Genomic DNA, 18,230 nt, shown 5'->3' on the forward strand with positions numbered 1-18,230 from the left:
TCGGCCGAATATCAGGCCGTCTCTGTCTCTAGGTGGGTCTCGAAGACGACCCACTCGCGGTGTTCGGCGGGGCGGTCGGGGAGGTAGGTCCCCTCGCGGCCGCAGTCGGTGACGAGCGGACAGACGGTCCGGTCGGGCGGCCAGACGACCTCGATTCGGTCGCCGTCCGCGCGGACGGTCGCCTCCTGCCGGTAGGTGAACGTCGACCCTCCGGTGGCCACGAGCGTAACCGTCAGGACGACGTCCTCGGCGCCGTCGATGGCCAGTCGCTCGCGGTCGCCGTCGGCGAGTCGCGCGCCGTCGCCGGCCAGTTCCCACTCGACGGTCAGGCCGTCCGCCGGGTCCGCGACGGAGTACTCGTGGCTGCCCGCGTCGGTCGCAAGCCGGACGCTGGCACGGGCGACGCGGTCGGGGACGCCGACGGTCGTACTCGCGGCCAGTCGCTCACCCTCGCGGACCTCGAGGGGTTCGAGTTTCGGCGTGACGTGGCGCTCGGTGCTCGGCGTCCACTCGCCGCGGTAGGTGTAGCGGTAGTGCTCGCGGTCGGGATAGGCGTCCAGTACCGCGAAGTCCTCACCGGGGTCCCGGTCGAGCGCGTAGACGGCCGGGCCGTCGAAGCCGGGGTCGTTGCGGAGCGACTGGAAGGGGTGGTTGTTCCACTCGCCGTAGGGCGTCGGGACGAAGACGAGGGCGTCGTCGAGCGATTCGTTCTCGAAGGGCGCATAGGCCGTCTCGTACTTCTCGGTGTAGGCGGCGTTGCGCTCCAGCGGTTGGGCGGCGAGGCCGGCGTTGGCGACCCCGACCAGCGGCAGGGTGACGACGAGGGCGATAGCGACCGCGACGCGTGCCTTCTCGGGCGAGTAGCCGTCGGCAAGGCGGGTCCGGGCGAGGCGGGTGGCCGAAACGAGGGCGACGGCGGCGAAAAGCGACAGCGGAACGAGCAGGTCGAAGTGGTAGAACGGCCCGAACTGCGAGATGAGGCCGTCGGTGGGGTCGGCCATCGTCGCGAGGATGTTGTAGTTGCCCCAGAAGGCGACGTTGCCGAGGGGGACCGAAACGAGGAGACCGCCGAGGGTCCACGCGGCGGGCGATTCGATTTCGGGGACGAACGACTCGTCCCCGGTCCGCAGGCGGTAGGCGACGAGGCCGACGCCGGCCAGCGCACAGGCGGTGCCGAGAAGTCCCAGCGTGAACCAGCGGGTGGCGAAATACCAGAGGACGTGGGCGTTCGTCTCGACGGCCAGCGCGGGCGTGTACTCCAGCGAGTGGCCGAGTATCTCCCGGTGGCCGAACCCGGGGCCGTCCTGTGGGGCGAACGCCTCGTACGGAAAGAGCAACGGCGACCCCGTCACCCGGGCGTTGTAGGCGAGCGTCAGGCCGACACCGACGAGTCCCCCGGCCGCGGTGAGCGCGTTCCGGCGGAGGGGTTCGGGAATCGGGCCGATTCCCGCCGTTCCGAGGGACCGAGCGGCGCCGACCAGCGCATGGACGATGAAGGGAAGCGCGAAGAGAACCGCCGTGAGGGGCCGGCCGAAGAAGGCGAGGCCGATGGCGAGGCCGGCACCGGCGGCGCTCGGGAGGTGGCCCCGGCGAACGCCCCGGAGGTACAGCACCGCGAACGTCAGGTTGAGCGTGGTCGTCGGGGCGTACGGCAGGAAGACGGAGGTGGTGACGACCGAAAGCGGGGCGGCGGCGAAGACGGCGGCGGCGACGACGCCGACGCGTCGGTTCACGGCCCCGGCACCGAGCAGATAGACGAGGGCGGCGTTGGCGGCCGCGATGGCAGCCAGCGCGACGCGCGGTTCGCCGAACAGGCCCATCGTGGCGGCGTAGAGCACCGCGGGATAGGGCTGGTATTTCGGGTAGAGGCGGCCGCCGTCCTCGATGAAGAACCACGGGTGGAAGGCGTCGGCGAGGGCGCCGGCGTGGAGTTCGAGTTGGCCGGCGAGAAGCATCGACGCCTGCTGGAGGTAGACGGCCTCGTCGTGGTTGGCGGAGTGATGGGGGAAGACGACCGCAGCGATGAGAAAGGTGAGGACAGCGGCGGCTCCGGCGATGGCGACAGCGAGAACGCGCTCGCGGGCACCCTGTCCGCGAACGAACGCCTGCAATCGGTCCCGAACCGCGTCCATCACGTCAGATGTCGACGCCGGCCTCGCGCATCAAGTCGATGGTCGGTTCGAGGTCGGATAGTTTGGTGAGGTCGATGTCCGGCACGTCGAGTTCGTCGATGGTCGGCAGGTCGCCGATGGGCTCGACATCGGGGATGAGCGGGTACTCGAAGGTGGTGCGGGCGAAGTAGTCCTGTGCCTCGCCGGACAGCAGGTGGCGGATGAAGTTCGCGGCGAGGTCGGCGTCGGATGCGGCGTCGACGACGGTCGCGCCGGCGACGTTGAACATCGCGCCGGCATCGCCCTCGGTGAACGTGGTGGCGATGGGGGCGTCGGGCGAGCCATCGAGGACGCGCTGGATGTAGTAGTGGTTCGTGAACGCGGCGTCGATCTCGCCGTCGGCGATGGCCTGACAGGCGGCGAACTCGTCGGGATAGCTCGCGATGCCCGAATCGACGATTCCTTCGAGCCACTCGCGGGTCGCGTCCTCGCCTTCGATGAGCCGCATCGCGGTCACGAAGGCCTGACAGGAGCCGTAGGAGGGTGCCCACCCGAGGTCGGCGTCGACGTCGGGGTATTCCATGATGTCGCTGGGGAGGTCGCCCTCCGAGAGTTCGTTCGTGTTGAAGGGAATCGACCGCGCGCGGCCGGAAGTGCCGACCCAGTCGTCGGTCCGGAACTCCTCGCGGACGAACTCCAGCACCTCGTCGGGAAGCGACTGGGTCCGGCCCTCGTCGACGAGCGCGCCGAGCGAGCCGGCGTTGACCGAGTAGAAGACGTCGGCGGGTGTCCCCTCGCCCTCGTTGATTATCTGGTTGACGAGGTCCGTCGAGCCGCCGTAGCGGACGTTGAGCGTGAAGTCGTCGTAGAGGTCCTCGATGTATTCGACGAGAGCGCCGACGAGGAACTCGCCGCGCCCGGAGTAGACGGTCAATTCGCCTTCGAGGTCGGGCATCTCCTCCATCGAGACGCCGCCGGGCGAGCGGCCCTCGCGGCCGGACCCAATCTGGCCGACGGGCGAATCGCCGTTGCCGTTGCCGTTTCCGCCGGGGAGGACGTTCGAACAGCCAGCGAGGCCGGTCGCGCCGACTGCGCCGGCGGTCACGAGGAACCGACGGCGGCTCTGTGCGTCATTGATGAATCGTCGTTGGGTCATTGTTGTGTAGGTCGATTGTAACGTGTTTGTAAGCGTCGTTTCAGTCGTCGGCCGCCGTGGGGACGCGGGTCGATTCCAGTTGGTCGAGGCACTCCAGCCAGTCGAGCATGTACTCGCCGACGTGGTTGAAGAACGCGCCGTTCTGGTACTCCTCGAAGTCGCCGTCGGCGAGTCGCTGGCCCATCGCCTCGAAGACGCCAGCGTAGGAATCCGCGTCGTCGCCGACACCGTCTCGCGGCTCCGCCGCTCGACCGTCCCGTCGAACCGTCGGTTCGACGTCGTCGACCAGTTCCCAGACGTGTTCGTTCAGTTCGAGGCCGGCGACCTCGTTGTGGAGGTCGTCGAAGGTCGACCGCGGCGCCTTGTTGTGCTCACAGAGCGGGAAGCCGTTGTAGATCTGCTTGCCGAGGACGTCGCAGGCCCGCTTGAGGAAGACGCCGCTCCAGATGTCGTCGAAGCGGCCGACGTCCCACTGGTTGTCGTCCATCGGCAACTGGTAGAAGGCGGGGATGACCTCGCGTTCGAAGGCGAGGTTCATCGAGCAGACGGTGAGGTAGTCGCCCTCGGCGGCGACGAAATCGTTGGTGAAGTCCTCGCGCGTGGTGCGTGTCTGGGCCTGTCCCTGCAGGTCGCCGTCCATGAGGATGCGGACGGCGTCGAGGTCCGGGACGTTCGTCCAGAGGCCCTGTGAGGCGACGACGCTGTCGACGTGGGTCGTCTCGGTCTCGACGGTCTCGTCCATCGCGGAGTAGGGGTAGCCGCGGGGGTAGAGGCCGTGGTCGTCGTGGTTCTGATAGAGGACGTTGACCCAGTGTTCGTCGGAGGACACCGACTCGATTTCGCCCTCGAAGGCGAGGTTCCGGAGGTGCTGACCGAAGAAGTCGTCCTCGTCGTGCGGCAGGGTGTCGTCGTCGATGAAGAAGCCGTACTCGAACTGCGGGTTGGCCCACATGTACAGCAGGCCGAAACTCGTCTCGGCGTGACTGGCGGCCGGAACGAGGTGGCTGTACTCCTCGATGCCCTGCTCGTCGTACCACTCCTCGCGGCGGGAACCGTCGAAGACCTCGCCGGAGACGCCTTCCTCGTCGAGCATCGCCCGCATCTCGTCGGTCTCACAGAAGTCCTCGGTGACGAGGACGACGTGCAGTCGCGAGAGGTCGAACCCGTGTTGCCGAGCGTTGTCGAAATACGCCCGCATGCAGTCGTACTCCCGTATCGTGGGAACGACGACACAGATGTCCTGACTCATCCTGCCCGGATAGTTTTAGGCTACCCTAAAGAGGTTGTCGGTATTTAGGCCAGCCTAAATGGACTGATAAACTTCGAACGGAGTGTCGGTTTTAGCGGATGGAAAACGGTTTAATGGCTACGTGGGACGGTAGGAGTATGAAAGTCCGCATCGCGGGAGCGGCGAGCGTCGAGGAAGCCGAGGCCATCGCACAGGCCATGGCGACCCACGCTGAAGCCGATGTGGAGGTGTACATCGGTGACGCCGACGAACCGGCCGCGACCAGCGAAGCCGACCACTCGCCCATCGAGGACGACCTCGGGCCGACCGACCGAGAAAGAGAGCTCATCGAGCAGATCGAGGAGATCGAACAAGGCGGCCCCGAGAAGTACAAGGAACAACTGCCCGAACAGGGCAAGCATTTCGTCCGGGACCGCATCGATTTATGGTTCAATCCCGAGCAAAGCTCGGGAGGCAGCCAGACGGAGTCTGGCGACGACGACGGCTTCCTCTTCGAGGACGGCACGTTCGCCGAGTTCGACGCCGACGACCAGTTGCCCGCGGACGGCCTCATCACCGGCGGCGCGGAGTTCGAGGGCCGTGACCTCCACTTCATGGCCAACGACTACACCGTCAAACGCGGCAGCATGGCCGCCAAGGGCGTCGAGAAGTTCCTCCGCATGCAGCAGCGCGCCCTCAAGACCGGCAAGCCGGTGCTGTATCTGATGGATTCCTCCGGTGGCCGCATCGACCAGCAGACCGGCTTCTTCGCGAATCGAGAGGGCATCGGGAAGTACTACTACAACCACTCGCGGCTCTCCGGTCGCGTCCCGCAGATTTGCGTCCTCTACGGGCCGTGTATCGCCGGCGCCGCCTACACGCCGGTCTTCGCCGACTTCACCATCATGGTCGAGGGCATGTCCTCGATGGCCATCGCCTCGCCACGGATGGTGAAGATGGTCACCGGCGAGGACATCGACCTGGAGGCACTCGGCGGCCCGCAGGTCCACGCCACCGAATCCGGCAGCGCCGACCTCGTCGCCCGCGACGAGGAACACGCCCGAGAACTCGTGGCCAACCTCGTCCAGTACCTCCCGAACAACAGCGACGAGGACCCGCCGGAAATCGCCTCGAAACCGCCGAAATACCAGCCCAACGGCATCGACTCCATCGTTCCCCAGGAACCGAACAAGGGCTACGACATGCGCGATGTCATCGACCGCGTGGTCGACCGGGATTCCTTCTTCGAACTCCAACCCGACTACGGCCCCGAGATCATGACCGGCTTCGCCCATCTCGACGGCAAGCCGGTCGGTATCGTCGCCAACCAGCCCGCCGAACGCGCCGGGGCCATCTTCCCCGACGCCGCCGAGAAGGCCGCCCAGTTCGTCTGGAAGTGCGACGCCTACAACATCCCGCTGCTGTACCTCTGTGACACCCCCGGATTCATGGCGGGCTCGCAGGTCGAAAAGGACGGCATTCTGGAGCAGGGCAAGAAGATGATCTACGCCACCAGCGAGGCGACCGTCCCCAAACAGACCGTCGTCGTCCGGAAGGCCTACGGCGCCGGCATCTACGCCATGTCCGGGCCGGCCTACGACCCCGAATCCACCATCGCGCTGCCCTCCGGTGAAATCGGCATCATGGGTCCGGAAGCGGCCATCAACGCCGTCTACGCCCGAAAACTCGCTCAAATCGACGACGAGGAAGAACGCAAGCAAACCGAAAAGGAACTCCGCGAGGAGTTCCGCGAGGACATCGACGTCCGGCGGATGGCCAGCGAGGTCGTCATCGACGAGATCATCCCGCCCTCCTCGCTGCGCGAGGAGTTGACCACGCGGTTCCGGTTCTACGAGGACGTCGAGAAGGACCGGCCCTCGAAGAAACACGGCACGGTCCTCTGATACGCACCGCCCTCCGTCGACGGCGGCGTTTTTTACGCTGAGTTGCCCGGTACACTCTTGTCGTTTTGTTCGAACGACTAGACGAAGATGGGCTCCGTTCAGGACCTCCTCCCGTCGTTACTCCCGGATACCATCCGACTGCTCTACGTGGAGGACGACCCCGAATTCGCCGACCTCACCGCCCAGTTCCTCGAATCCGCGGACGACCGACTCTCCGTGCGGACCGTCGAATCCGCCACGGCCGGTCTGGAGGCCTTTGACGAGGACATCGACTGCATCGTCAGCGACTACGACATGCCCAACATGAACGGCATCGAACTGCTCAAGCGCGTCCGCGAGGCGGACCCACGGGTGCCATTCATCCTCTTTACCGGCAAGGGAAGCGAGGCGGTCGCCAGCGAGGCCATCTCCAGCGGCGTGACCGATTACCTCCAGAAGGAGGCGGGCACCGACCAGTACGCAGTCCTCTTGAATCGCGTCATCAACGCCGTGGAGGGGTATCGCGCTCAGCACCGCCTGTATCAGGCGTTCAATTCGCTCTACAGCGCAAAGCAGTCGGTCGGCATCATCGACCCGGACGGCCGGTATCTGTTCGTCAATCCCTCGTATGCGGCGACCTACGGCATGCAACCCGAGGACCTCATCGGGAAGTCGTGGCACCGCCTGTACCCCGACGAGGAGATCGACCGCTTCGAGGAGCAGATCCTCCCGCACCTCGACGAGCACCGGTCGTGGCGGGGGACCGCGACGGCCGTCCGCGCCGACGGGACGCGGATTCGGGAGGAACTCCGCATGAGCCACATCGGCGACGGCGCCCACGTCTGTTTCATAAACGGGACCGAGTAGGTCGGGGGTCGACCCGCGCTACGACCGGCAGGACGAAGGCGTCTCCGACACATCGTCGCATATGATTCGAGAAGGCCAGAAAGCCCCGGATTTCGCGTTACCGGGCGTCGAACGCGGCGACCCCGACGTCTACGAACTCTTCCGGGCCGTCGAGGGCGGGGACGCCGTCCTGCTGTGGTTCTTCCCTGCGACCTTCCTGCCGACGGCGACCGCCGAACTCGCGGCGATTCGGGATGCCGGCTGGCACGACGTCGACGGCCTGCGAGTGTGGGGCATCTCGATGGACAGCATCTACGCGGCGTCGGCCTACGCCGACCAGTACGACCTGCCGATGGCCCTGCTGGGCGACGGCGGGAGCGCCGCCGACTACTACGGCGTCCGGTACGACGAGTGGGAGGGCCACTACGGGCCGCCGAAGCGGGCGGTCTTCCTCGTCGGCGCCGACTGGGACGTCGCCTTCTCGTGGACGACTGGTGACGCCTTCGCGCGGAGTGACCCCTCACCGGTCGAGGCAGTCGCGGACGCGGTAGCGGATGCAGTTCCGGCCGCAGAAACGGACGTCACCGTCGCCTACGATGCCTATTTCGGCTGACCGTCCAGCAGGCGCCGAATCGCCCGGAGTTCCTCGCGCACCTCGCGCCACTGTGCGAGGGTTCCGGGAACCTCGTTGCTGCCGGCGGCGAGACGTTCGATGTCCGCACGGACCTCGTCGGGGTCGTAGATGTCGAAATACCGGAGGTCGGACCCACCGGCAACGTCGACGGTGACGGTCCCGTAGCCGAAGGCAGTCCCGAGAATCCCCTGCGAGGACCTGCTGTTCTGGACGCGGTCGAGTTCGACGGTTCGAACGTCGAGGCCGAGGATTCCGGTTTTGCGATACAGGGCCCGGTTCGTGAGCACGAACCGTGTGTTGACCACGCGGAGGTACGCGTATGCCCCCGGAAGCGGTGCGACCAGCAGGACGGCGAGGGCGAGTCGGTCGACGATGACCGCTCCGGCGACAGCGGTGGCGACGAGCGCGAGGCTGACGAGAATCGCCGGGACGGCGCGCATCAACCGTGGATGTGCCTCCCACGCGACGGTCTCACCGGGGTCGGGCGTAAGCCACGCGTCCGTCATCGCGCTTCGAGTTCCGCGCGGATGGCCCGGAGTTCGTCGAGAACCTCTTCGAGGACTTCGCTTTTGTCGTCGCTGGCCGGTTCCTTCGATTTGACGCGCTTGTTGATGCGCTGCTGGACATCGGCGGGGTCCGGAACCGAGCGAAACCGCATCTCGACGCCGCTGCCGCCGGCCGTCGAGATGTCGACGTTGCCGTAGCCGAAGTAGCCGCCGATGGCCGACTGGCTGTAGGAGGTGTTCTGGACCTTGTCGAAGCCGATTTTCTGGACATCACGCGAGAGGATGCCGGTCTTCTTGTAGAGGCCGGCGTCGGTGACGACGTAGTGAGTGTTCTGGTAGGTGAGATACGCGCCGACGAGGATGGGTATCCCGACGAGGACGAAGGAAAGCGGAATCCCGACGACCAGCGCGGGGACGAGGCTGCTCCGGTGGGGACGACTCGACCAGAGGAGTTCCTCGTCGTCGTCCAGCGTCAACCACTCGAGGGACGGCGAATCGGTGGAGGCGGCAGCCATACGCCGCCGTTGTTCGCCCTCCATTATAAACGCACGCCGACGGTCCGGCGGTCACTCCGGTTTTTTCAGGGAGAGTGCCGTCCGGTCGAACTCGCAGACGAGCGTATCGTCGCCGCCGTCTTCGACCTTATAAGCCTCGACGTGCATCTCGACGATGCCGCGTTCGCCGTCGCTGGTCTCGTGTTTGTCGGTGACCGTCGTCCGCGCGTAGACGGTATCGCCGTGGAAGACGGGATTGGGGTGTTCGACGTTGTCGTAGGAGAGGTTCGCGACGATGGTGCCGTCGGTGGTGTCGGGAATCGAGAGGCCGACCGCGAGGCTCATCGTATACAGGCCGTTGACCAGTCGGTCGCCGAACTGGGTGTCGGCGGCGAAATCCGCGTCCAGATGGAGCGGTTGCTGGTTCATCGTCATATCGCAGAACTGCTGGTTGTCGCTTTCGCTGATGGTGCGTCGCTTCTCGTGTTCGATGGTCTCGCCGACCTCGAACTCCTCGTAGTACAGTCCGGGCATGGGCCGGCCGACGGCGGGCGAAGGCAAAACGATATCGGAGGTGTACGACGCTACTGGCGGTGGTGCTGCTCGCCCTTCGTCGGCTGTGCCCGCAATCGTTCGTTTTCCGGGTAGCGGTGCGGGGTTCGACCGGGCTTCGGCGGCCGTTCAAACGGGCTTCGGAGAGCCGTTCGGAGGGTGGAACACCCCCTCGTATTAACTGGCACAACCTGTGATGCGAGGATAGTTTTTAAGTAGAGTAACTCTTGAACAAGAATCAAGAGAGATGTTATCGGCACTAAAATCAACGGTAGACACCATAGCTGGGGTGATCAATTCTTATATCCCCGCCCCCGCTGCCTTCGTGGCCACTATTCTCGGTATCGTCGCCGTCAGTATCTCCTTGTGGTTGTTCGTTAGCTGGATTTATCGGCCGATGGGCGAACGGCTCGAACCGGTCCTCGAGACGCGTGACGAGATTGCCATCCTCATGCATCCGAACCCCGACCCGGACGCGATGGCATCGGCGATGGGTATCGCCCATCTGGCCTCGATGGTGGATACGGAGTACACGATCCAGTACCCGGGACAGATTCGACATCAGGAAAACCGCGTCTTCGAGAACGTTCTCGACCCCGACTTCGACCGGATAACTCGTGCGGACGAGATCGCGGCCGACGACGTCGTTCTCGTCGACCACAACACGCCACGCGGTTTCGAAGGCATGGATTCGATAATGCCTATCGCCATCATCGACCACCACCCCGGCGACGGAACGGGGCTTGATTTCACCGATAAGCGGACCAACTACGGCTCCTGCGCGAGCATCGTGACCGAGTACCTCCGGGACGTGGGCGTGACGCCAGTTGCACCCGGCGACGTGGACGATGACCCCGGAGACGCCGGGGGGAACGATGCCGATACCTCCATCCTGCCGCCGAATCTCGCCGTCGGACTCATGTACGGCATCCACTCCGATACGGAGCAACTCACCTCGGGAGCCATCGGCGCCGACTACGAAGCCGCCTCGTACCTCTGTCAGGGTGTCGACGAAAAACTCCTCGGTCGTATTGCCAGCCCCGAGATAGATACCGAGATTCTGGCTATCAAGGGCCGCGCCTTCTCCAACCGTGAGAAACGCGGCTCGTTCCTCGTCAGCGACGTCGGTGAGGTCAACAACATCGATGCGATTCCCCAGGCCGTGGACGAACTCATCCGCCTCGAAGGCGTGACCGCCGCCGTCGTTCACGGCTCTCGCGCCGGGATGACCCACGTTTCGGGGCGGTCCCGTGACGACCGGGTCGATATCGGCGCGGCGCTGGAGGCGGTGGCCGCCGAGGTACCCGAAGCCAGCGCTGGCGGCCACTCACGCATGGGCGGCGGGAAGTTCCCCATCCCCGAACTCGTCACCGACGGCGGGAACAGCGACCCGCTGACGGGCCCACCACCGGAGTTCAACGACGACATTTTCGCCGCGCTGGAGGGTGATATCTGATGGTTCACTATCGAGTACGAACGGTATCTGTACGACTCGCTCGTCGCCACGTCGGATGCTCCGGAGGAAACGACGAATGAGCATCAAACTGCTTCGCGGTCGTCCGGAAGAGCGATTCAAGTTCTCCATCGGACTCCTCGCTGGAACCGTCGTTGCGCTTCCCGTGAACGTCCTTACCCTCACCAACTGGGGGTCGTCACCGGTGTTCGGCTACCTCCTCGTGGCGGCCGTCATCGGTTCGCTGGTGTTTCGGAGGCGGGTATTCGTCCTCGGCGTCGGTAGTTCCATCCTCGTTATCAGTCTCCCACAAGTTATCGCGGCGCTTCTCCCGACACCCCTCACGAACTGGCACGTGTCCGCGGGCGTGCTCTGGTTGATAGCGTTGGCCATACTCGGCTGTCTGTATCTCATGCGCGAGGCCGAGACGCGAACGGATGCGGACGTCGATACGCGCTGGCTGTTCCGCTCGCAGGAATAGCGGGGTGCCCTCGACCGGGACATCCTTAACAGGAATCCGGTCGATGGCCCACGTATGGCTCGACGAAGCGTGTTGTTCTCGCCCGGCGACCAGCCGGCATTGATGCATAAGGCACCGAACACGGGGGCCGACACCGTCGTGTTCGACCTCGAAGACGCGGTGGCTCCCGGCCGGAAGGCCGACGGACGTGAGGCAGTCAACGACGTCCTGACGGACTCGGTGTTCGACCCCGACTGTGAGGTCTGTCTCCGGGTCAACGCCGACCCCGCGACGGCCGATGCGGACCTCGAAACCGCGCTGGCCGGCGACCCCCGCGTCGACGCCGTGATGGTGCCCAAAGCCGAGTCGGCCGCAGGGGTTCGGGAGATGGACGAGTTGGTCCGCGAACACGGCTACGACCTGCCGATATTCGCGCTGTGTGAGTCGGCCGCGGGCGTGCTGAACGCCCAGGCAATCGCCGCCACGCCGGCTGTCGATGCGGTCGCCTTCGGCGCCGAGGACCTCTCAGCGGACATCGGGGCGACCCGCACGGAGTCGGGCGAGGAGGTCTCCTATGCCCGCCAGCACGTCGTCCTCGCGGCCGGGGCGGCCGACATCGATGCCATCGATACCGTCTTCACGGACATCGAGGCCACCGACCGACTGGCCGAGGAGACGGCCTTCGCGGCCCAACTGGGCTACGACGGCAAGATGGCCATCCACCCGGGGCAGGTCGGCGTCATCAACGAGGCGTTCACGCCCGCCGAGAGCGACGTCGAGTGGGCAGAGCGGGTTCTCGCGGCCCGCGAGGAGGCCGACGCCGAGGAACGGGGCGTCTTCCGGGTCGACGGCGAGATGATAGACGCGCCGCTGATCGCCCGCGCCGAACGCATCATGGAGCGCCACCGGGCCGCCGAGGAGTAGTCGGCGGTTCGGTTTCGGAAATCACGGAATCGCCCGCGCTTTCCTCACGATTGTTGTTTGGCATTAGGTCGCCACTCTTAAGCGCAGACTAAACGATTGTTCGGATATGTCAGAGGATGTCAACCCTTTTGAGAGCTTGCAGGAGCAGGTGGACGACGCCGCCGCACACCTCGACATCGGCGAGGACACGCTCGAGCGTCTGAAGAACCCCGAACGCGTACTGGAGACGAACCTATCGGTCGAGATGGACGACGGCTCGCTCGGTGTATTCCGGGCCTTCCGCTCGCAGTTCAATGGCGACCGGGGGCCGTACAAGGGCGGTATCCGGTACCATCCCGACGTCTCCCGCGACGAGGTGAAGGCGCTGTCGGGCTGGATGGTTTATAAATGCGCCGTCGTCGACATCCCCTACGGCGGCGGGAAGGGCGGTATCGTCATCGACCCCCACGAGTACTCCGAGAGTGAACTCGAACGCATCACCCGCGCTTTCGCCGAGGAACTGCGGCCGCTCATCGGCGAGGACCGCGACATCCCCGCACCGGACGTCAACACCGGCCAGCGGGAGATGAACTGGATCAAGGACACCTACGAGACGCTGGAGAACACGACCCAACCCGGCGTCGTCACCGGGAAGGCCATCGAGTCGGGCGGTTCTCGCGGCCGCGTCGAGGCGACGGGCCGGTCGACGATGCTCACCGCCCGCGAGGCGTTCGACCTCCTCGGAAAGGACATGACCGGCGCCTCGGTCGCCGTACAGGGCTACGGTAACGCCGGCAGCATCGCCGCACAACTCCTGCAGGACGAACTCGGCGCGAACATCGTCGCGGTCTCCGATTCCTCCGGGGCGGTCTACGACCCGGCCGGCCTCGACGCACACGCCGCCAAGGAACACAAAAACGAGACGGGGTCGGTCACTGGCTTCGGCAGCGACTCCGCCCGGGAATTGACCAACGAGGAACTGCTGACCCTCGACGTCGACCTGCTGGTGCCCGCCGCACTGGAGAACGCCATCGACGCCGACCTCGCCGCGGACGTCGAGGCCGACGTCGTCGTCGAGGCCGCCAACGGGCCGCTGACGCCCGACGCCGACGACGTGCTCGTCGACCGGGACGTCTACGTCTTCCCCGACATCCTCGCCAACGCCGGCGGCGTCACCGTCTCCTACTTCGAGTGGGTCCAGAACCGCCAGCGCTTCTACTGGACCGAGGAGAAGGTCAACGAGGAACTGGAACGCCACATCTGTGAGGCATTCACCGGACTCGTCGACGCCTACGAGGAACACGACCTGCCGAACTTCCGGACGGCCGCCTACGTCGTCGCCCTCGAGCGCGTCCTCTCGGCCTACGAGGAAGCCGGCTCGTGGCCGTAACGCGGTAGCGGCTTCTTTCTAATCGACCATTATCGTCCGTTACGCTGTCGATTCGTTCGGAGCGGCGGCCAATGCGTTGAAATGTGTGCAATGCTAACATACATATATGAGTATCCTGAATCGGGGTGGGGACGGCGACGGTACGGGACCGACGCTGACGGAACTCGTCGAGTTCCTCCCGACGCTCGTCAACGACGACCCGGTCGTCGTCGCCGAAGTGCTTCAGGAGCGATACGGCGACGTCGTCGCGGTGCCGCCGCTGCATCCGGCGCTGGATTCGGAGGTCTATCTCCTGTCGAACCCCGACGACATCCAGTACGTCCTCCAGTCGCATCCCTCGTCGTTTCGCGCCCTCGACGTGCCGGGGTCGCGGGATTTCAGTCGCGTGGTCCGAAACAGTATCGTCAGCCTCCATTCCGACAGCGAGGAGGGGTCGTGGACCCAGCGACTCCGGCTGGTCGCCCCCGAATTCGCCGAGGACGCCGCACAGGACCACGTCCCGGAACTGGCCCAGACCACGCTCGCGACCCTCGGTGAGTTCGCCGATGGCCTCCCGGGGCAGGTGAGTGCGGGCGACCCCTCGACGGTGCCGGACGGCGCTCGGGTGTGGACGCCCGATAGCGACGGCGTCCGTCTGCTGCCCGCCATGCGCCGACTGACGCTCCGGTTGCTCGGCGTCTCGCTTTTCGGCCGGGACATGCGCGCCCACGAGGTCGAGGTCATTCAGGCGGTTCACACTCTCCGGTCGCTGTTCAAGCGGCGACAGCTCCATCTCGTCACCAGTTACATGACCCGACAGCTACCGAACCGGGTGCCGTTGCCGGGATGGGTCCACCGACCGCTCGGGGTCGACCCACACATCCGGCTGACCGGCCGCCACGAGCGCCAAACGAGGGAAGCCGTCGAGACCCTCCATGCCGCCGCCAGCGACGTCGTCGCCCGACGGGAGCGAACACCGCTGGTCTTCGACGACGCGCTCGGCGCGTGGCTCCGCCGGCGGGACCACGTCACCGGCGAACACGTTCCGCCGGAGGCGCTCCGACAGGAGGTGATGGGCCTGCTCATCGCCGGGCACGCGACGATGAGTGCCGGTCTGACGTGGGCGTGGTACCTGCTCGCGGCCCGCCCCGACGTACAGGAGCGCATCCACGAGGAGGCCCGAGAGACGACGCTTCTGGCCGGGACGGAGACGCTGGGCGACGGCCGGTTCGAGAGCGACAGCGTCAGCACCTGCCACCCCGTCGAGGGCGCGGTGTTTCTGGACTCGATTCCATACACCGAGCGCGTCTGGAAGGAGACGCTCCGGCTCTATCCGGCCCTGCCGATATTCGGACGGACCGTCGCCGACCCCGTGGAGTTCGACGGTACCGAGGTCGATGCCGGCAGTCACGTCCTGACGAGTCCCTACGTCGTCCACCGCGACGAGCGCTGGTGGGACGACCCCGAGGCGTTCGACCCCTCGCGGTTCGACGGCGACGACGACCGGCCGTCGTTCGCCTACTTCCCCTTCTCGGGGGGCCGTCACGCCTGTCTCGGCGAGGCCATCGCCACGACGGAGGCGGCGACGGTGCTGGCGACGACGCTCGCCACCCACCGCATCGAGTTCGCCGGCCCCGACGTCGAGGACCCACACGAGGCCCCCGAGGTCGGCGTCGACTCCGCCATCAACCTCCAACCCGACCGGGATATCGTCGTCCGATTCGTGCCGCGTGAGGCATGAGAGGGACACGAGAGAAGGGTCGTACGCGGCAGTCCGCGGTCGAGGGTCAGAGGGGCCCGCGTCGCCGCCGAGCGACGCCGCGTCCGGTGTCCTGACTACCCGACCCGAGGAGGCCAGTCGTCGAGAACTCGTCTCCGGCAGTCACGGCGCCCCCGCGGCCGCCAGCGCGCGGCACGGCTCGGCGCTCGCCGGTAATTCGTTACGACAAGCCTCTCAGAGGGTGAACTCGTCGCCCTCGTCGTCCTGTCGGGCGGCGGGGTCCTGCTGGTCGTCGGTCATCTGGGTGAAGAGTTGCTCCTCGTCGTCTTCCTCCTCGGTCGGCGCATACGCGGACACGCCCATCGTGAGGAGTTCCTCGACCGCCTGCTCGCGGTTGAGGAACTCGCCTTGGCTGACGAGGCGGTCGATCTCGCTGTCGATGCGGTCAGGCAGCGACACTTCTACGTCTGGCATATCTACCGGTTCGAGACTCACGGGCCTAAACCCTTGGTTCCCCCACCCGCTCCTGCCGAGGTGGGAAACGTACTTGTCGGTCGCAACCCTGTGCTAGTACATCATGGCACACACCGAACCGGACAGGGAGCCTCGGGTTTCCGTGGTCCGGACCGTGACCGAGTCGGTGACCGCCCAGCGGCGGATAATCGCCGCCATCGCGGTCGCCTTCGGGGTCGTTGCCTTCGTGTGTCTGCAGACCTCGCTCGGCTCTACGGTCGCCGTCTGTCTCGCGTCGGTCGGCACCGCCGGCGCCGTGTTCACGAGCGGCATCCTGCTGGTCTGTCACGCGTACGGTCACGTCGTCGAGTGTGCCTCCGGCCCCTCCTGTGAGTGTGAACGCTGTGGCCGGCCGATGGACGACTGGAACTGACCGTCCCGGTTCGCCGAACCGGCCGGAGTCGGGAGTGGTGTTTACGGGCCTGCCCGTCGAACCTCGGCTCGATGTACACGGGCCGTTTCCCACGACCGGGCTCCATCCGAACCAGACGGGGGCCGCCGGTCGACTTCGAGGACGATGCCGGACGGGAGATAGCGCTGCGGGCCTTCGGTGATGGGCCCGTCGACGACGAGCGGGACGCCCTCGTCGACATGTATCTCGGTTTCGACCCCAGCCACCGCTCGCTCGGCATTCCGCCGGTCCGGGAATCGCGGATTCGGAAGTGGCAGGACAAACTACTCGGTGGCTACTGCGTCCTCGCGTGGCACCGCGAGCGAGCGGTCGGACAGGCGGTGCTCGTCGAGGACGAACACGGCGCCCACGAACTGGCCATCTTCGTCCATCAGGCGTACCACCACGCGGGCATCGGCACCCGACTCATGAAGGCGTTGCTCGCCTACGGCAAACGGCAGGGCGTCGAGGACGTCTGGCTGCTCGTCGAGCGGTCGAACCGCCCCGCACGACGACTGTACGACGACGTCGGGTTCGTCGTCACCGAAGACCAGGGCCACGCCGTCGTGATGGCGATGTCGTTGTGAGGCAGGCGTTTCGACAATCGTCGTAGAAAGCTTTAGTAATAGTCGATTCATCGCCCGGAATATGACACTCGACGACCTTCCGACCGAGCGGAAGAAACTGGTGTATCTCTACCTCCGAGAGTACGGCGAGGCGACGGCCGACGAACTCCGGGAGGCGCTCGGACTTCGACTGTTGACGCTGCTGCCGATCCTCTCGGACCTCGAATCCGAAGCCGTGGTCGAGCGGCGCGATGACGCCTACACCGTGGCGTAGCCCTCCCGTTTTCAGGTACCCTCACTTCGAGTTCGCCGGTATCCACGACCCACCCGAGTAGAGAGCCACCAGTTCGGTGTGGGTCACCCGCGGTACTCGTCTACCGCTGCGTACGAATCCTCGAAACGGGGATTCAGGCTCCGGGTATATATTCTCGCTTGTCCTACCGGGCACATGAGATACCGGCTTCTACCCTTCATCTCCGGACTCGTCCTCGGCGTGGTCGTCGGCGCCCTGTTGATGCAGGCCATGACACCGCCGCTTTCCGGCACGAGCGTTCCGTCCCACGGCCTGACGACTGCGACAGGATGTGCGGACGCGGAGGAACCACGCGCTTGGGTGGGGCACGTCCCCGACGCCGACTACCGGGCCGTCTATCTGACGAACTATACATTCGTCCACGACGAGCCTGACATCGAGATTCGCGCCGAACTCACCGAATCCGACCCGGGCGCGTGGGTCCTCGCGGTGACGACGACACCGGCCGACGGCGACAAGGAGATTCCCGAGGACTGCCAGCCCCGGACGCGACTCGATGCGTCGGTCGCTCTGCCGACGGACGCCGAGTCGTTGCGGATCACGCTCGATGGTGAACCCGTCACCGAGGTCGAGACGACCGCGAACACCACACGTTTCCGCTATCTCGACGAGTAGTCGGAACCGTCCGTAGCGGTCACGCCGAACGGCGTCGTCTGTTGAACGCCCTGGCCGCTATGAAGACGTAGAACGCGCCGATGAGACGGATATCGGTCGTGAACCGGTCGTGCCACTCGACTTGCTCCGGCTGCTCGTAGAGGAAGGTGGCAGCCAGCCGAGGATACAGGTCGGGAAATGCCAGTACGATGCCCCCAAAGATACCGGTCAGGTTCATCGTCCAGGCATAGGCCTTTCCGCCGGCCAAACTGGCGACTACGATGCCAACGCCCTCTGCTCGCATCGCCGGTCCGACCCACGGCTTGATTATCGACTCGTCGGGGTTCTTGAGGGCCAGCCGTTCGAAAACGCCGAGTACTCTGTCTGGAACCAGAGCCGTGAGGACGCCGATGAACCCGACTAGCAGCCGTATCATACGCCCCCAGTACGGCTCATCCCCGCTTAATTATACGCCGTTTTCCACATACGGAATCCCGGTATAGTCTAGCTTCGGCGACCCGAAACGCGATGCCACGCT

At 65.6% G+C, this 18,230-nt stretch carries 20 protein-coding genes; 12 read left to right on the forward strand and 8 right to left on the reverse strand.

Going from position 1 to position 18,230, the window contains the following annotated elements:
• Positions 1-11: 11 nt before the first annotated feature.
• Genes U5914_RS14105 through U5914_RS14115 form a run of 3 tightly spaced genes read right to left on the reverse strand, consistent with a single transcriptional unit; the run spans position 12 to position 4,516 of the window.
• Positions 12-2,132: a DUF7846 domain-containing protein gene (locus U5914_RS14105; protein WP_336136390.1), complete on the reverse strand. Its 2,121-nt coding sequence runs from the start codon at positions 2,130-2,132 to the stop codon at positions 12-14.
• A 4-nt stretch (positions 2,133-2,136) separates the two neighbouring features.
• Complete coding sequence (locus U5914_RS14110; protein WP_336136391.1) at positions 2,137-3,267, reverse strand: extracellular solute-binding protein; 1,131 nt, start codon at positions 3,265-3,267, stop codon at positions 2,137-2,139.
• 40 nt (positions 3,268-3,307) lie between these two features.
• A complete protein-coding gene (locus U5914_RS14115) occupies positions 3,308-4,516 on the reverse strand; it encodes an alpha-1 4-glucan-protein synthase (RefSeq protein ID WP_336136392.1) in 1,209 nt (402 codons plus the stop codon).
• A gap of 137 nt (positions 4,517-4,653) precedes the next feature.
• Here U5914_RS14115 and U5914_RS14120 point away from each other — a divergent pair, with 137 nt between their 5' ends.
• The 3 genes from U5914_RS14120 (at position 4,654) to U5914_RS14130 (ending at position 7,837) form a co-directional block, all read left to right on the forward strand.
• Positions 4,654-6,399, forward strand: coding sequence for an acyl-CoA carboxylase subunit beta (locus U5914_RS14120; protein ID WP_336136393.1), 1,746 nt, complete (start codon positions 4,654-4,656; stop codon positions 6,397-6,399).
• Positions 6,400-6,486: 87 nt separating this feature from the next.
• Entirely contained in the window at positions 6,487-7,245 is a 759-nt protein-coding gene (locus tag U5914_RS14125) for a response regulator (protein WP_336136394.1), read from the forward strand.
• A gap of 61 nt (positions 7,246-7,306) precedes the next feature.
• On the forward strand, positions 7,307-7,837 hold the full coding sequence (locus tag U5914_RS14130) for a redoxin domain-containing protein (RefSeq protein WP_336136395.1): 531 nt from the start codon (positions 7,307-7,309) through the stop codon (positions 7,835-7,837).
• On the opposite strand, the gene U5914_RS14135 is transcribed toward U5914_RS14130, so the two are convergent.
• From U5914_RS14135 to U5914_RS14145, 3 genes are read right to left on the reverse strand one after another with little or no spacing between them, the layout of a single operon-like run.
• Positions 7,825-8,364 (reverse strand): PH domain-containing protein, encoded by a 540-nt coding sequence (locus U5914_RS14135; protein WP_336136396.1) that lies wholly within the window; start codon positions 8,362-8,364, stop codon positions 7,825-7,827. The genes U5914_RS14130 and U5914_RS14135 overlap by 13 nt on opposite strands.
• Positions 8,361-8,879, reverse strand: coding sequence for a PH domain-containing protein (locus U5914_RS14140; RefSeq protein WP_336136397.1), 519 nt, complete (start codon positions 8,877-8,879; stop codon positions 8,361-8,363). Before U5914_RS14140 ends, U5914_RS14135 begins: the two co-directional genes overlap by 4 nt.
• A 51-nt stretch (positions 8,880-8,930) precedes the next feature.
• Complete coding sequence (locus U5914_RS14145; protein ID WP_336136398.1) at positions 8,931-9,392, reverse strand: MaoC family dehydratase; 462 nt, start codon at positions 9,390-9,392, stop codon at positions 8,931-8,933.
• 415 nt (positions 9,393-9,807) lie between these two features.
• Between U5914_RS14145 and U5914_RS14150 the strand changes: the two genes are divergently transcribed.
• From U5914_RS14150 to U5914_RS14170, 5 genes are all read left to right on the forward strand, one after another.
• Complete coding sequence (locus tag U5914_RS14150; protein ID WP_336136399.1) at positions 9,808-10,866, forward strand: DHH family phosphoesterase; 1,059 nt, start codon at positions 9,808-9,810, stop codon at positions 10,864-10,866.
• 76 nt (positions 10,867-10,942) lie between these two features.
• A complete protein-coding gene (locus U5914_RS14155) occupies positions 10,943-11,344 on the forward strand; it encodes a hypothetical protein (RefSeq protein ID WP_336136400.1) in 402 nt (133 codons plus the stop codon).
• A gap of 54 nt (positions 11,345-11,398) precedes the next feature.
• On the forward strand, positions 11,399-12,247 hold the full coding sequence (locus tag U5914_RS14160) for an HpcH/HpaI aldolase/citrate lyase family protein (protein WP_336136401.1): 849 nt from the start codon (positions 11,399-11,401) through the stop codon (positions 12,245-12,247).
• Between the two features lie 106 nt (positions 12,248-12,353).
• The gene (locus U5914_RS14165) at positions 12,354-13,616 is read left to right on the forward strand and encodes a Glu/Leu/Phe/Val family dehydrogenase (protein ID WP_336136402.1); all 1,263 of its coding nucleotides are present in this window, start codon (positions 12,354-12,356) and stop codon (positions 13,614-13,616) included.
• Between the two features lie 106 nt (positions 13,617-13,722).
• The gene (locus U5914_RS14170) at positions 13,723-15,336 is read left to right on the forward strand and encodes a cytochrome P450 (protein ID WP_336136403.1); all 1,614 of its coding nucleotides are present in this window, start codon (positions 13,723-13,725) and stop codon (positions 15,334-15,336) included.
• Between the two features lie 213 nt (positions 15,337-15,549).
• Here the strand turns inward: U5914_RS14170 and U5914_RS14175 are convergent, their stop codons facing one another.
• A complete protein-coding gene (locus U5914_RS14175) occupies positions 15,550-15,789 on the reverse strand; it encodes a DUF7120 family protein (protein ID WP_336136404.1) in 240 nt (79 codons plus the stop codon).
• A 103-nt stretch (positions 15,790-15,892) separates the two neighbouring features.
• On the opposite strand from U5914_RS14175, the gene U5914_RS14180 reads away from it, so the two are divergent.
• The 4 genes from U5914_RS14180 to U5914_RS14195 all read left to right on the forward strand — a co-directional run bounded on the left by U5914_RS14180 (position 15,893) and on the right by U5914_RS14195 (position 17,713).
• Positions 15,893-16,201 (forward strand): hypothetical protein, encoded by a 309-nt coding sequence (locus tag U5914_RS14180; protein ID WP_336136405.1) that lies wholly within the window; start codon positions 15,893-15,895, stop codon positions 16,199-16,201.
• A 71-nt stretch (positions 16,202-16,272) separates the two neighbouring features.
• Positions 16,273-16,806, forward strand: a complete 534-nt coding sequence (locus U5914_RS14185) for a GNAT family N-acetyltransferase (RefSeq protein WP_336136406.1) — start codon at positions 16,273-16,275, stop codon at positions 16,804-16,806.
• Between the two features lie 61 nt (positions 16,807-16,867).
• Entirely contained in the window at positions 16,868-17,059 is a 192-nt protein-coding gene (locus U5914_RS14190) for a TrmB family transcriptional regulator (protein ID WP_336136407.1), read from the forward strand.
• Between the two features lie 174 nt (positions 17,060-17,233).
• Entirely contained in the window at positions 17,234-17,713 is a 480-nt protein-coding gene (locus tag U5914_RS14195) for a hypothetical protein (protein ID WP_336136408.1), read from the forward strand.
• Positions 17,714-17,732: 19 nt separating this feature from the next.
• On the opposite strand, the gene U5914_RS14200 is transcribed toward U5914_RS14195, so the two are convergent.
• A complete protein-coding gene (locus tag U5914_RS14200) occupies positions 17,733-18,128 on the reverse strand; it encodes a hypothetical protein (protein ID WP_336136409.1) in 396 nt (131 codons plus the stop codon).
• Positions 18,129-18,230: the final 102 nt, after the last annotated feature.

It is taken from the genome of Natronomonas amylolytica, assembly GCF_037031205.1.
In the GTDB taxonomy this organism is placed as follows: Archaea; Halobacteriota; Halobacteria; order Halobacteriales; family Haloarculaceae; genus Natronomonas; species Natronomonas amylolytica.